At 46.1% G+C, this 13468-nt stretch carries 15 protein-coding genes and 1 pseudogene; 11 read left to right on the forward strand and 5 right to left on the reverse strand.

Features of this window, described 5'->3' with window-relative positions; translation table 11 throughout:
• The 5 genes and pseudogenes from C7J97_RS13730 to C7J97_RS13750 form a co-directional block, all read left to right on the forward strand.
• Window positions 1-1002: VirB4-like conjugal transfer ATPase, CD1110 family (locus C7J97_RS13730; RefSeq protein ID WP_423240886.1), on the forward strand; the 1002-nt coding region annotated here is incomplete at its 5' end.
• The gene (locus C7J97_RS13735; RefSeq protein WP_113993321.1) at window positions 995-2734 is read left to right on the forward strand and encodes a C40 family peptidase; all 1740 of its coding nucleotides are present in this window, start codon (window positions 995-997) and stop codon (window positions 2732-2734) included. The genes C7J97_RS13730 and C7J97_RS13735, both read left to right, overlap by 8 nt.
• A gap of 13 nt (window positions 2735-2747) precedes the next feature.
• On the forward strand, window positions 2748-3020 hold the full coding sequence (locus C7J97_RS13740) for a DUF4315 family protein (protein WP_113993322.1): 273 nt from the start codon (window positions 2748-2750) through the stop codon (window positions 3018-3020).
• Entirely contained in the window at window positions 3004-3729 is a 726-nt protein-coding gene (locus C7J97_RS13745) for a DUF4366 domain-containing protein (protein WP_113998235.1), read from the forward strand. Before C7J97_RS13740 ends, C7J97_RS13745 begins: the two co-directional genes overlap by 17 nt.
• Window positions 3730-3829: 100 nt before the next feature.
• Window positions 3830-4108 (forward strand): annotated as a pseudogene (locus C7J97_RS13750) (DNA topoisomerase); the annotation flags it as partial.
• A 208-nt stretch (window positions 4109-4316) separates the two neighbouring features.
• Here C7J97_RS13750 and C7J97_RS13755 read toward each other — a convergent pair.
• The 4 genes from C7J97_RS13755 to C7J97_RS13770 all read right to left on the reverse strand — a co-directional run bounded on the left by C7J97_RS13755 (window position 4317) and on the right by C7J97_RS13770 (window position 6578).
• Window positions 4317-5294 (reverse strand): hypothetical protein, encoded by a 978-nt coding sequence (locus C7J97_RS13755; RefSeq protein ID WP_015537336.1) that lies wholly within the window; start codon window positions 5292-5294, stop codon window positions 4317-4319.
• 119 nt (window positions 5295-5413) lie between these two features.
• Entirely contained in the window at window positions 5414-5845 is a 432-nt protein-coding gene (locus C7J97_RS13760) for a hypothetical protein (RefSeq protein ID WP_242983530.1), read from the reverse strand.
• A gap of 93 nt (window positions 5846-5938) precedes the next feature.
• Window positions 5939-6256, reverse strand: a complete 318-nt coding sequence (locus C7J97_RS13765; RefSeq protein ID WP_097783021.1) for a double zinc ribbon domain-containing protein — start codon at window positions 6254-6256, stop codon at window positions 5939-5941.
• A gap of 43 nt (window positions 6257-6299) precedes the next feature.
• Window positions 6300-6578 carry a hypothetical protein gene (locus C7J97_RS13770; RefSeq protein WP_113621210.1) on the reverse strand — a complete coding sequence of 93 codons (279 nt, stop codon included), beginning with the start codon at window positions 6576-6578 and terminating at the stop codon, window positions 6300-6302.
• Between the two features lie 583 nt (window positions 6579-7161).
• Here C7J97_RS13770 and C7J97_RS13775 point away from each other — a divergent pair.
• From C7J97_RS13775 to mobQ, 6 genes are all read left to right on the forward strand, one after another.
• Entirely contained in the window at window positions 7162-7878 is a 717-nt protein-coding gene (locus C7J97_RS13775; protein WP_113998237.1) for a LytR/AlgR family response regulator transcription factor, read from the forward strand.
• Window positions 7866-9188, forward strand: coding sequence for a sensor histidine kinase (locus C7J97_RS13780; RefSeq protein WP_113621347.1), 1323 nt, complete (start codon window positions 7866-7868; stop codon window positions 9186-9188). Before C7J97_RS13775 ends, C7J97_RS13780 begins: the two co-directional genes overlap by 13 nt.
• A 131-nt stretch (window positions 9189-9319) precedes the next feature.
• Window positions 9320-9793 carry a hypothetical protein gene (locus C7J97_RS14900; protein ID WP_147232799.1) on the forward strand — a complete coding sequence of 158 codons (474 nt, stop codon included), beginning with the start codon at window positions 9320-9322 and terminating at the stop codon, window positions 9791-9793.
• Window positions 9794-10114: 321 nt separating this feature from the next.
• Window positions 10115-10420 (forward strand): hypothetical protein, encoded by a 306-nt coding sequence (locus C7J97_RS13785; RefSeq protein WP_015537341.1) that lies wholly within the window; start codon window positions 10115-10117, stop codon window positions 10418-10420.
• A gap of 162 nt (window positions 10421-10582) precedes the next feature.
• Window positions 10583-10903: a DUF3847 domain-containing protein gene (locus C7J97_RS13790; protein WP_112115046.1), complete on the forward strand. Its 321-nt coding sequence runs from the start codon at window positions 10583-10585 to the stop codon at window positions 10901-10903.
• Between the two features lie 272 nt (window positions 10904-11175).
• On the forward strand, window positions 11176-12753 hold the full coding sequence (gene mobQ, locus C7J97_RS13795) for a MobQ family relaxase (RefSeq protein WP_394371864.1): 1578 nt from the start codon (window positions 11176-11178) through the stop codon (window positions 12751-12753).
• A gap of 513 nt (window positions 12754-13266) precedes the next feature.
• Here mobQ and C7J97_RS15280 read toward each other — a convergent pair.
• Window positions 13267-13468 (reverse strand): hypothetical protein (locus C7J97_RS15280; protein ID WP_147232801.1); only part of this gene is annotated, 202 nt, incomplete at its 5' end.

The following is a 13468-nucleotide window of genomic DNA, read 5'->3' on the forward strand; positions in this document are numbered from 1 at the left end:
GAGCCGTATGACGGGAAACTGTCACGTACGGTTCTTAGGCGGGAAGGCGGTGGTAACACCGCTGACCCAGCCGATTACTCGCCGCTGGTGAATCGTTTGAAGGGTCAGGTCATCAAAATCAGCCCCAACAGCACCCAGTTCATCAACCCCATGGACATTAACGCCAACTATTCGGAGGAAGATAATCCGCTTTCCCTGAAAGCTGACTTTATTCTTTCTTTGTGCGAACTGGTGGTGGGCGGCAAAGAGGGTTTGCAGCCGGTAGAAAAGACTGTCATTGACCGCTGTGTTCATGTAATCTACCGCAAGTATTTCGAGAATCCCACCCCGGAAAATATGCCGCTGTTGGAAGATCTGTACAACGCCCTGCTGACGCAAGACGAACCGGAAGCCCGCCATGTGGCGGCTGCGCTGGAAATCTACGTCAAGGGCAGTTTGAACATTTTTAACCACCACACCAACGTGGATATCAATAACCGCATTGTCTGTTTTGACATCAAGCAGCTTGGCAAGCAGTTGAAGAAACTCGGTATGCTTATCGTACAGGATGCCGTGTGGGGGCGCGTGACCGCCAACCGCAGTGCTGGAAAATCCACCCGGTACTATGCAGACGAGTTCCATTTGCTCTTGAAGGAAGAGCAGACTGCTGCTTATTCCGTGGAGATTTGGAAGCGTTTCCGTAAGTGGGGCGGCATTCCGACAGCCCTAACGCAGAACGTCAAAGACCTGTTGGCAAGCCCCGAAGTATCAAATATTTTTGAGAACTCGGACTTCGTTTATATGCTCAATCAAGCGAACGGAGACCGGCAGATTTTGGCGAAGCAGCTGAACATTTCGCCCCATCAGCTTTCCTACGTCACTCACTCCGGTGAGGGTGAAGGGCTGCTGTTCTTCGGCAACGTGATCCTGCCCTTTGTTGACCACTTCCCGAAAGACCTTGAACTCTACCGCATCCTTACGACCCGCCTTTCCGAAGTTGCGGAGGCGCAAAAGCATGAGTGAGAAACAGCCGAAGCTGAAATTCGAGGAGGAAAAGGAGCGCACGGCTACGCGCTCCCCTCCGAAAAAGTCTAAAGTGGAGCAGTCGGTGCCCAAAAAGCAGAAACTGAAACAGGATGCAGACAAAGCTGCGGAGAAATCCCAGCATTTGCGTTTTGGCAAAGCCGAGATAACCCCGGATGAAGCATCCCGCATGACAAAGCAGCAGAAACGTGCTATGTATGCCGCTGCTGCCGCCCGGTCTGCGGCACATCGAGAGATTGATCAGTACGAGGACGACAATGTGGGCACGCAGGCTTTAAGCGAGGGCGAAAAAGCTGCCGAGACTACCCACGATATTTCCAAGAGCCGTTACGCCAGAAAGCTGAAAAAGAAAGCCAAGATGCAGGGCAAGAAAAGGGCCCGAACCGCAAAATCTTCCGTGCAGAAGCCGCCTGCGGCACAAGATGCAGGCGCATCCGGCACCGGCGAGGGCAGTTCCAACTGGCTTTCACGCTGGAAACAGCGGCAAGAAATCCGTAAAAGTCACTATGCCACCGCCCATTCGGGTACAGCGGCACAGACCGCAGGCGGCAAAGCGGTATCCAATGGCACCACTGCTGCGAAGTCTGGCATGGAACAGGTCATCGACAAAGGAAAATCGGTGGTCAGTACCGCAGTCAACGGCATTGCCAATTTTGTAAAAAGTAACGCGCACGTTCTTTTGATCGTGGGCGTTTTTCTTTTGCTCTTGCTGCTGGTCATGTCGGCATTTTCGTCCTGTTCCATTCTGTTTTCAGGCACCACGCAGGTATCCGGTCAGACCATTTACACCGCAGAGGACCGGGACATCCGGGGAGCCGAAACCGACTACAAGAAGCTGGAAAAGGAGCTGGACAAAAAGATCAAGCGCACCCCCACCGACCACCCCGGCTACAACGAGTACCAGTATCACCTTGACCCCATCGAGCATGACCCATGGCAGTTGACCTCTTTTCTCACGACTCTCTATGACGATTACACCCGGTCAGAGGTGCAGGGCAAGTTGAAGGAGACCTTCAAAAAGCAGTACAAGCTGACCACATGGGTGGAGGTGCAGATACGGTATAAGACCGTCTGGGTCATCAGTCCGGCAGGAATCCCAGTCCCTACGCAGGTGCCCTATGAGTACCGCATCTTCCACACCAAATTGGTGAATAAAGGGCTGGAAGTGGTTATCCGGGAGGAACTGGACAACGACCAGTGGAAACGCTATGAGATCTTTCAGGATACGCTGGGTGGTCGGCCTTATCTGTTCAACGGCGGTCTGCCGCCCGGTGGCTCCGATGGCTCCGGCACACCCGGCATCGACTATCAGGTTCCTGCGGAAGCCCTGACGGACAGCGAGTTTGCCGCTATCTATAAGGAGGCGCAAAAGTATGTGGGCACGCCCTACGTCTGGGGCGGTTCTACCCCGGAAACCGGGTTTGATTGCTCCGGCTACGTTTGCTGGGTCTACAACCAGAACGGCTACAATGTGGGGCGCACCACCGCCAACGGTCTGTGGAACAAGAGCCAGCACATTTCCGAAGCCGAAGCAAAGCCCGGAGATCTGGTCTTTTTCAAAGGAACCTACGACACCCCCGGCATGAGCCATACCGGGATTTATCTGGGCAATGGCATGATGGTCAGCGCCGGAGACCCCATCAAGTACGCAAACATTCACTCGTCCTACTGGGAGAAGCATCTCGCCGGGTTTGGACGGCTTTCAAAATGATTGGAGGAGTTTTATGAGCGAAAAATCGGATAAGCTGCGGGCGATGCTGGCAAAAGAGAAGGAGCGCCGCATCAAGCTGAACAACCGCATCGAGATTCTGGAGCGGCGCATTCAGGAGGAGGATTCTGCTGAAGTCAACGAGATGGTGCGGACTGCAAAGGTCACGCCGGAACAGCTTGCCGCCCTGCTGCGGCAGTCGGCTGCCACCACCCCGAACCCGGCTGCGCTGTCTGCCGTGGGCGCAACTTTCGACAAGGAGGACGGTTCCAATGAAGATGATGAATAAGGTGTGTGCGCTGGTGCTGTCGGCGGCGCTGTGCGCTGGCATGGCGGCTCCCGCCTTTGCCTTTGAGGGCGAAGCTGCCCCGGTGGAACAGCCGGTTCTGCCGGAGGTGGTAGAGGATGTTGTCACCGTCACGGACGAAACCTCTGGTGCTCTGACCCCGGAGGGCAATCTGACACTGGTGGACGATTACCACACCAACTATTCCGATGGAAGCGGTCAGCAGTTCATTACGCTGGTCAGCAAATCCGGCAACACCTTCTATCTGGTCATCGACCGCAACGCCAAAGGGCAGCAGACCGTCCACTTTATGAATCTGGTGGACGAAGCCGACCTGCTGGCACTGATGGAAGAAGATGCCGCCGATGCTTATACCGCCGAAAAGGAAGCGGCGGCGCAGGCGGAACAGGATCGGCTGAAAGCTGAGGAAGAAGCGAAAAAAGCCGCCGAAGAAGCGGCAGCATCCGGCGAGGAACAGCCCAAGGAAAACAAGGTCACAAAGATCGCATCCGGCTTTCTGGGTGTGGTCGTGCTGATTGCGCTGGCGGCAGGCGGCGGCTTCTACGCTTTCACAAAGCAGAAGCAGAAAAAGCAGGCAGAAAAAGAAGCCCTTGACCCCGATGCAAACTACACTGAGGACAAGGGCGACTTTGAAATCCCTGTGGAGGATGAGCCGGAGGAGACCGGCGAGGAGGATAACGCAGAAGAATAATTCTATTGGCGGCGTTTGCCGCCTTACATATTGCAATCCGAAACAGATTGGAGGGATTCTTATCGCAAAATTGATCGTGGCGGAGAAACCGTCCGTCGCCATGTCCTATGCCAAAGTCCTCGGTGCCACCAGCCGTCAGGACGGCTACCTTGAGGGCAACGGCTATCTTGTCAGCTGGTGCGTGGGGCACTTGGTGGAGCTTGCACCACCCAATGTCTACGATGCCAAGTACGTCAAGTGGAGCATCGCAGACTTGCCCATCCTGCCGCAAAAGTGGCAGTATCTGGTGTCAGCGTCCACCAAAAAGCAGTTCGGTATCCTGCAAAAGCTGATGAATCGCCCGGACGTAGACAGCATCGTGAACAGTTGCGATGCAGGGTAGTGCGGTTAGGTGACTTAAGAGAAAGAAAAAGAGACCTCATCTCGTAAAAAAGCTAACGCGGTCGTCCGTTTCTGTATTGAAATACAGTGGACGGCCGCGTTAGCTTTTGGTGACCAAATAATGCCATGCCCCACAAGCAGGCAGATCAGCTGTTATCTTGGATTATTTGATGTTGCTATCAAGTTCTTGTGGTTCAAAACGCAATCTAAAACTCAATGGATTTTGCTATTTCTAACACTTGGCTTTCCGACACGGAATTCGATTCAAGTTCAACGGCAACAAAGCATTCTTTCTCGTTGTTATAAGAGAGGATGCCCCAGTTGTTCACAGGCTCAGCGTTTGCACCATCCTGATAAACTACTGTTGTAAGTGCAGTCGTTCCATATTTGTTTGTTTTAACCACATCATACCTGCTGTCTGTATCAAATCTGTAGACCGACCCAAGCCGAAGTGCAGAATATACGACCTGCACGGAATCTTTATCTCCCTCGTATGGTTCATAATTGCTGTAACCAATTGCACCGATAAGTGTGTGATCACTATCATAAATGTCATACACGGTGTACAGCGGATTCAATCCAGCAAGCATGAGCGGCTCATGTTCGGTGTCTGACTTTTTTGTTTTCTCCTGAAATTTCCACCCCTGTGGAAGTGTAATGGAAATCGCGCAATTCGATTGTTCCGATTCTTGTGCAGAAAATTCAATTTTATGATTTGGAATTCTTTCACCTTCAAATGTCCATCCATCTAAAATTTTTGATGCCATTTCAGCATATTCTCCACCTGTAGATGCAGACTTCAAATATTTATAAAGCGCCTTCTTTTCTTCATCTGACCCAGTATAGGAAATTTCTGACCTAATTCCCGTTATGACAAGTTCTTCAAACTTCTCATCGGTCATCAGCTTACTATGCTTCAGTATCCGAAGCGTATCTTCTGGAAATTCAACAAGCCGCTTAGACAATACCGAAAAACAATCTTCGGTATATCCGCCATCTGAAATTTTAAGTTCTTCTAATATTTGACCCGTTTCCATATCCTCAAGTTCTGATAAAAAATCTTGTGGATTTGATACCGATATGGAAACAGAGGATTCGGTGGAGGATGACGGTAGCGAATTTGTTGCGCAGGCGGATAAACTGGCCAGCATGATTGTGAGAATCACTATTTGAAATCGTTTCATCAGACATAACCTCCATTTTGTGTACTCCAGCAGGAGCTTTTGTTTAGTCAACGTAGTTCACACTGTGTTTGTGACAGCTTTTTTGAAAAAAGTTCAAAATCTTGTCAGCTTTGGACGCTTCAACAAAAAAGTGCCCACACATTTGTAAATGACAACAAGCGCGTGGGCAAAAATTCAGCCAGTGTGGAAGAATCATTTTTCTCACTAAATGACCCCAAATAATGTGACGAACTCTCAACCTCTATTATTACACCATCCGGCATTCTGTATTTTTCTAAACTGAGATTCAAACCTTTAAGTGGGATTGTTCTAGCCAGATGAGGGATAGAAACTGTATGGAGAATATCAATTTTTGATAAACCTCTATACGTTTCTGTCTTTTCGGCTTCACTTAGCAACCGTTCTGCATACTGATTTGAAATAACTTGTATGCGAAATTGTTCTTTTTCATCCTCGTTCATCTCAAGTGGAACGCCGTGCAATGTGTCCACAATATAGGACGAAATTTTAGCGAAGTGCTCGTCAAAATCAGTGGTATCTTCGTTGGTCATATTTCTGTTCTACCCTCATTATAAGCTTTCCGGTCTGCTTAAAGTTACAGCTTTCAGCGTAAAGCTTCCGTAGTTTTTAATGCTAAACGATAGTTATCGAACTTTTCCACAGTTTTTGCAAAAACGTTCAGAAGAAGCATTTAATGTTCCGCAGTCCGGGCAATACCATCTTCCGTCTGGCATCGGTTCAACAGGCGAGGGCGTTTGGTGTGCTTTTGCTGGAGTTTGAACGGGTGATGCAGTAAACAGCGGCGCAATATTCACATCTCTACGGCCAACACCAGCGAGACTTCTAAAATCCCACGATTTAACTTCTTGTGCCAATGTCCGTTTTGGTTCAATATACTGACCGCACCGTTGGCAATATCGAACACCCAACTTGTTTTCATAACCACAATTTTTACAAGCCATCAAAAATCCCCCTTTGCTTCTTGTTTAGAGACTTTACCTTCCTTTATCGAATAGCTAAAATTATCGAACCCACTAAAAATAGTGTCGAAATTTCCAACATAATCCATGCGGACTTCACTTTTGGGCTATTACTACAACTTTTGAAAGATATTGCCATCTGAATATAATACAAGGCTACAATTCCATATGAGAAAAACAAAGCAGCCCACGCATACGGCACTGCACTTTCAGGGGTTAGTCTCACAAGATTACCAAGCCATATCGAAACGCACCCCCAAAGTGGTAAAGGCGCACCAAGAAAGAAATCATTTTTCTTGTCCATTTTTGTCCTCCTGTGACCTGATAATACGGTTTTATGGCATATTATCTTTGCATGGATTTGCGAAACACTCAGCCTTAAATACACGAATTGAGAAATATACCAATTATCAGCATCAGCATTCCAAAAGTGATCTGTGAACCCAAAAGACCTCCACCAGCATCATTTTTATCAGTGCTTTTAATTGCTTTCACCAAAAATTTAGGGAATATCACGCCTAAAATCGCCATTAAAACTATTATTATTCCTCTCATTTGATTTTCTCCCCTCTTATGCACATATTAGGTCAACTATGATAACATCAAAGCACAAGAATCAATCAACGTCCACAATTTTGTAGCAAAACAGAGAAATTTTGTAACGAAATCGGTGTGCGTACAGATAGTATGTTCCCTAACAGTGGACATCCAGCATTAGGGGAGCACACCAAAGCTACCTTTCGCCATATTACAAGTCAATCGTCAACCAAAGGCTTTTGACTATTTGAAGTTTTGGCATAATCGTATTATACTTGTAAGGAACAGGGCTGTATGTTGTGTAATGAAAAGCGGTCCCATGTGCACATGTGCAATGGAGGGATTTCAAAATGAATGTCTTGGTTTGTGACGATGAACGGCAGATCGTTGATTCTATCATTGAAACACTTGAAAAGAAAACCGAAGAAACACAGGTATCATCAAGATTTTATGGATTTTCTCAACCAAGTCAAATAGACTTATCACTTCCGTATGATATTGCGCTTCTGGATATTGATATGGGCGAAACAAATGGAATTGAGCTTGCCAGAAAGTTACGAGCAGAAAATGAAAATATTGTGATTATCTTCATTACAAATTTCATTCAGTATGCTCCAGAGGGATTTGAAGTTCAAGCCTTTCGTTACTTACTAAAAGCAGATCTCTCTGCTAAACTTGATTCCTACTTTGATTCAGCTGTCCAAGAAGTACTTCGACGGAAACAGCTTGTCACAATTTCAATCAACTCTGAAATTATCGATGTACCTGTAAATGACATTCTGTATTTAGAATCTCATCGAAGAATCATTGTTATGCACTTGTTGGACGAAAAACGCCCAGCATACCAATTTTACGGCAACATAACGGAACTATCCGAAAAAATCGAGCCACTCGGTTTCCTTCGTATTCAAAAAAGCTATCTTGTCAATATGCACTATGTCGAAATCTTTCAATACAATAAAGTCCAATTGCGCGGTGGTCTTTGTCTGGCTCCAAGCGAAAAGAATTATAGTGAGCTAAAACAGAAATATTTACATTGGCGAGGTAAAAGTAGATGGATGCTTTGATCAGTTTGGTTTACACAATCATAGATTCAGTCTGCGTATGTCTGTTTTTAGACGCTTTTGCTTCGCACCGTTGGAGGAATCATAGATTTCTTGTCGGTGTAATAGTTCAAACTATTTTAATGTATGCATCCATTGAATTCAGTGTTATTGCCTTAAATCGAAACCAAATCGTCAAAATTCTCTTGATTCTACTATCCTGCTTTATTGTTGCCAGAACTCTATATGAGAATATCTCAGGAAAGTTTTTATTATTTCTTATCGTTGTAGAATATCTCTTGACTTATAGTTTATCTTTTGCAGTCGGAATGCTTGCAACTTCGGTTTGTGGGATGGATGCTCAGACGTTTCAAGCAAACAAGACACTATCGCTAATCTACGGAATCTCTTATTATTCAGCCGAATTATTTATTATTGCGCTATTTCGCAAAATGATGCTTCAGCGTATGGGCAATAGACCCAGAAGCGATGCTCAACATTCGCAGCTGATTCTGTACTTTCTATTTCCATGTGCATCATTTGTAATGCTTGTGATCCTACTTTACGTTACAAGTGGTCACAATATAGAAGAGTTTGTTTCTGCTGGCTGTTGTATTCTCATTTTTATTTCAAACATTGCAATTCTCTTTTTATTGGAGCGAATGGAGTATGCAGCATCGGAAAGAGAACAATTATTGATGCTTAACCAGCAGATTCAGCTACAATCGAAAAACATGACTTCGGCAAGCGAACTTTATTCTGCCCAAAGGAAAAAAGTTCACGATTTCCGGGCGCACCTGAATATCCTAAATCGATTGATGAAGAATCAAGAGTATTCTGCCGCTGAAGAATATCTTGAAAAAATCACCGAACAGCAAACTGATCGGCTATTCCTTGTCAACACACATCATCCCATCTTGGACGCACTTTTCAATACAAAAGCTGCCGAAGCAACTCAAAAGAAGATCAGCATTGATTTTGAAGTGAATGATCTATCAAATCTTCCATTTGATGTCTCCGATATGGTAGTGCTTCTATCAAACCTTTTGGATAATGCCATTGAAGCGTGTCAGCAGTATGATAAGGGCAATAAAGCGATTCATGTCATGGCCGTTGCACAGCAAGACTTTTTTGTCTCTGTCCGAAACACATCGGAACCGGTTGTAATTATAAATGGTTCCATTCCAACTACAAAACCAGAACCACAGCTGCATGGTTTTGGACTTGCGAACATCCGGCTGATTCTTGAAAAATACAGTGGAGAGTATACGATGTTCTATGAAAATGGGTGGTTCCAGTTCACTGCTGATATACCGTTCACTCCGATTTCGTGACAGATTTTATCCATGTTAGTACAAAAGCATGGACGAAATCTTCTATTGTATGTATAGTAACAATAAGATGCAGATGATTTCAATGCATCTATAAGAGTTCGCGTATAATAGTTTGTTTCTTGAAGAAGGGAGTGTGTCAGCATGAAAAAATAGAAGCCAATCCTATTTGCAATTGTGATTCTAATATTGCTTTTATTTATTATTGGTGGAATGCTGGGACTGCTTCCTCAACCGCTTTTCGTCTTGTCATCACAAACCATTCTGGTTATATTGGTCTGCGGCGTTGCATTGATAATCGGACTTCTGCTGAAATTTTTCGACAAGAAGTGAGATGCTTAGGAGTTTCTATGTTGCCATTTTTCAATCAAAAAGAGCTGGTTGTTTGCTCGAATCAATCTCAATACCAAAAATACACATCGCTTTTAGAAAAGGCAGGAATAGCCTATCGAACAAAAGCACGCGATTTATCATCACCGTCTCTGTTTTCAATGGGAACCCGTGAAAGAGCCGGAACTGCATTTCAAAAGGTCAACTATCAAACACTCTATACGATATATGTTCGCAAAGCCGATTACGAACGTGCTGTTCACGTTATTCTTGCTTGATTAAATATGAACACTCCATTCAATTAAGACTACTGTTTATGGTACAATGCCTATGTCAGATTTATTAAAAAAGATAGCGTATTGGGCTTTAGTGCTAACTCTTGTAGTCGCTGAGATTGGCTCCTTTTTCGATTTATTTAATATCAATCCTTGGTGCTATCCTGTTTATGCTGCGTTGCTGATACTATATAATAAATTTTCTTCATACAATCCGATAAGTGAGAATCTAATTTCAAAAATTATTGCAATATGTTTCATTGTTGCAGCAGTAGCTCTTACTATAATAAAAGGACTGGTTGCATAAAGGGGTGAAGAAAGTTTATGGATTGGAACATTGGTTGGGTATTTTGGATTGGCTGTTCGTATTTTCTGACAATCGTAAACTGCTATTTTGTACTTGTCAAAAAGGCAAAATATAATTACATCATCGGAGTGTCTGGGATTGCCTTTTTCTCAGTTGCCTTGCTTGAAGAATTACGAATGTTTTCGCAATGGATTGAAGATGGAGAAGTTGGAATGCTAACCCACGCTCTTCAAAATCTTCCAGTTCAATTTACCATCAGATTTTTAATAGTTGTAGGCATAACAGCACTGTTAATAATAATTGATTTACATCGCACAAAATAGTCCTAATCCAAACCACAGATAGTAACCATTATGGATACGCAATAGAACTTTTACTGCGAAAATTCTATTGCATTGTGAGAATTAAATATGTTCCCCTGGCCAAATGATTAGTGTGCATCCATACTGATTGTTTGGCTTTTTATTTTCTGAAAAAGGAGTGTGATGCCATTGACCCAACCGAAAACAGACCTAGCCTACCTCCGCAACGAAAAAGCCAAAGCAGAGCAAAAGCTGCGATCTTGTCAGCACCGAGAGAAAATTCTTGAACGCCGGATGTCAGAGCTGAACCGGAGAGAGCGTGTGCATCGTCTTTGCACCCGTGCCGGAATGCTGGAAAGTTTTCTGGTCTGTCCGGGAGAACTGACCGACGATCAGGTGATGGAGCTTCTGAAAATCTCGTTCCGTCAACCGGAAGTCGTGCTGGCTCTTGCAAAGATGGTGCATGACGTTCACGAAAAGCAGAACGTTCCGAACCCCCTATGAAATAGGGCGCAATTATACACCGTTCCGGTGAAATTGCGGTCTTGCAGACGGCTCGATGAAATCGAAGCTGGCGTTTGTGCGCCAGCCCGATTCCATCCCAAGGAAAACTGCATTTTCCTTGCGCTGCTTTGCAGCTATCCTTTTGCGGCTCCCGCCTAAGACCGAAGCGCATGGCACTCCGTTCTAAGGCGGCGAGCAAAACCGAATACAATTCCAGACCGTTCATCAAGAGCAATCTTGCTGGGCGGTCTTTTTGTTTGGGGGTGATGCCTATTCCGTGTCCGCATTTCAAAATTACCATCGTTAAGCGCAGCCAAGGGCAGTCCGCTGTTGCCGGGGCCGCTTACCAGAGCGGCGAACGGCTGTTCAGCGAGTACGACCAGAAAACAAAATTCTACAACAAGAAGAAAGAACTTGTCCACGCTGAGATCATGCTGCCGTCCCATGCGCCGCCCGGATATGCAGACCGGGCAACCCTCTGGAACGCCGTGGAAGCCGTGGAGAACCAGTGGAACTCCCAGCTTGCCCGGCGCATCGTGCTGGCGTTCCCGGTGGAGGTGCCGAAAGAGCAGTATTTGTCCATGATAAAAGAGTTTTGTCAGGAGCAGTTTGTTTCCAAGGGCATGATTGCCGATTTTGCCATCCACGACAAGGGAGATGGCAACCCACACGCCCACATTCTGCTGACGCTCCGGGCAATGGATGAACACGGCAGGTGGCTTCCAAAAGCCCGAAAGGTTTACGACCTTGACGAGAACGGCGAGCGCATTCAACTCCCCTCCGGGAACTGGAAGTGCCACAAGGAAAACACCGTGGACTGGAACGACCAGAAGTACGCCGAGGTTTGGCGGCATAGCTGGGAAACCATCACCAACCGCTATCTGGAAGCTGCTGGCAGACCAGAACGTGTTGACCTGCGCTCCTTTGAGCGGCAGGGCATCCAGCAAATACCGACCGTCCATCTCGGCCCCGCTGCACACCAGATGGAAAAGCGTGGAGTGGAAACCTTTCTCGGCAACCTGAACCGGGATATTCGAGCCGCCAACAGCCTGATGCAGTCCATCCGCAGCGCAATTCGTGGGCTGCAACGCTGGATCGCAGATCTGAATGAAAAGAAGCAGCTTCTTCTGGACGCTCTGGAAAAGGCCAAAGAGCCAACGCTATCCGACCTGTTAGTGGATTATTTCAATCTTCGTGCCGAGCAGCGCAGCGATTGGTCTGGCAAGGCAAAACTGAAATGCACTGTCCGGGACTTTGAGGAAGTCAAACGGGCTGTGGACTACCTGAAAGCCCATTCCCTGAACACTGTTGAGGATTTGAACCAAGCCATTGACAGCTTAAACCAGACCGCCGCTCCTCTCCGCAAACAGTTGAAGCAGAACGAAAACCGTATGCGGGCAATCGCTCAGATCAAGGACGCTGCCGCCGTCCATGCCAAGCTGAAGCCCATCCATGACATTTTTATCAAGAAGAACTTCAAGCTGACCAAGGACGCTTACGCTGCCCAGCACAAGGAGGAACTGGACATCTTCAATAAAGCTGTCCGCACTCTGATGAAGCTGAACGGCAGTATTGCGGTGGATTTTTCGGCATTGGATGCCGAATTTTCTGCGCTGCAATCCAGCAGCGCAGAGTTTCGCACCCAACTGGAAACCTTGCAGCCGGACATCTCCGATCTGAAAAGTGTCCGCAAGTATATTGATATGGTGCTGAACAAGCAGCAGCTTTTCGCACCGGGCGGCAAGACCCCGGAAAAGGAATCGGTGCTGAAAAAGCTGGAGCAGTTTCAGCAGAAAAAGTCCCACCACAAAACGACTTCCACTCCCCCAAACCGCGAAGAATCGCTCTAAACGATCTTTCTGTCACCGATATGCTGTTGCAATCAGTGGCAGAAATACATAATTCGTTTTTGTTGGCTTTTGGCTATTCTCGTTGGCTAGTGAGTAAAGGCGCATTTTTAAGGTGGAAATTTTCTCCAACACCCCCCATTTTAGGCCACTTTTTCTGTTAATAGTAGAAACGCTTCTTTGAAGGCTAGTCATTTGTGACCTTTTTGTTAATTCTCAAAAAGATGGTTGTCTTTTGGTCTTTTTCGTCGGCTACCTATTGAGAGGACTTTTTCAAAGCCGGAGATTCGGTCTCAAGAATTACAATTCAATTACAAGTTTCTCACCAATGCTACGAAACAGGCGTTCTCGATGCCTACCAAGTGTAGGGCATCTTTTTCAAGACCACTTTCAACTTTAGGCACTGCCATTGTTGCAAAGTTCCGTCCTCCATCGGTCGCCCCATGGGTCAATGTTATTTTAATCAAACAGCCACCTCAACTATATTTTCCAAAAACTTTTCAACAAATTTCTTTTTCAGGCTATTTTTTGGCCGTTTTCGATGGCTCGTAAGTAGAGGGACAATTTTTCGGAAGCCTTAAATTCCGAAGATTTTCTATAAAACTCCGTTCTTTGAAAACAGAATAGTTCAATCGTCCGGCACTTCACAAAAGGTACTTCTGTAACTCGCAGCCCGGTCATAACGAAGACGGGGTGGCTGAAATGCCAATGGTGCGGT

This window comes from Faecalibacterium prausnitzii, from assembly GCF_003324185.1.
Lineage (GTDB): Bacteria > Bacillota > Clostridia > Oscillospirales > Ruminococcaceae > Faecalibacterium > Faecalibacterium prausnitzii.

What these genes read in the sequence shown, in the direction of transcription:
- C7J97_RS13760 (WP_242983530.1), bottom strand. Translation starts at nt 5,845, where the DNA reads ATGACCAACGAAGATACCACTGATTTTGACGAGCACTTCGCTAAAATT.
- C7J97_RS13780 (WP_113621347.1), top strand. Translation starts at nt 7,866, where the DNA reads ATGGATGCTTTGATCAGTTTGGTTTACACAATCATAGATTCAGTCTGC.
- C7J97_RS13775 (WP_113998237.1), top strand. Translation starts at nt 7,162, where the DNA reads ATGAATGTCTTGGTTTGTGACGATGAACGGCAGATCGTTGATTCTATC.
- C7J97_RS13755 (WP_015537336.1), bottom strand. Translation starts at nt 5,294, where the DNA reads ATGAAACGATTTCAAATAGTGATTCTCACAATCATGCTGGCCAGTTTA.
- C7J97_RS13770 (WP_113621210.1), bottom strand. Translation starts at nt 6,578, where the DNA reads ATGGACAAGAAAAATGATTTCTTTCTTGGTGCGCCTTTACCACTTTGG.
- C7J97_RS13790 (WP_112115046.1), top strand. Translation starts at nt 10,583, where the DNA reads ATGCCATTGACCCAACCGAAAACAGACCTAGCCTACCTCCGCAACGAA.
- C7J97_RS13785 (WP_015537341.1), top strand. Translation starts at nt 10,115, where the DNA reads ATGGATTGGAACATTGGTTGGGTATTTTGGATTGGCTGTTCGTATTTT.
- C7J97_RS13740 (WP_113993322.1), top strand. Translation starts at nt 2,748, where the DNA reads ATGAGCGAAAAATCGGATAAGCTGCGGGCGATGCTGGCAAAAGAGAAG.
- C7J97_RS13735 (WP_113993321.1), top strand. Translation starts at nt 995, where the DNA reads ATGAGTGAGAAACAGCCGAAGCTGAAATTCGAGGAGGAAAAGGAGCGC.
- C7J97_RS13745 (WP_113998235.1), top strand. Translation starts at nt 3,004, where the DNA reads ATGAAGATGATGAATAAGGTGTGTGCGCTGGTGCTGTCGGCGGCGCTG.
- C7J97_RS13765 (WP_097783021.1), bottom strand. Translation starts at nt 6,256, where the DNA reads ATGGCTTGTAAAAATTGTGGTTATGAAAACAAGTTGGGTGTTCGATAT.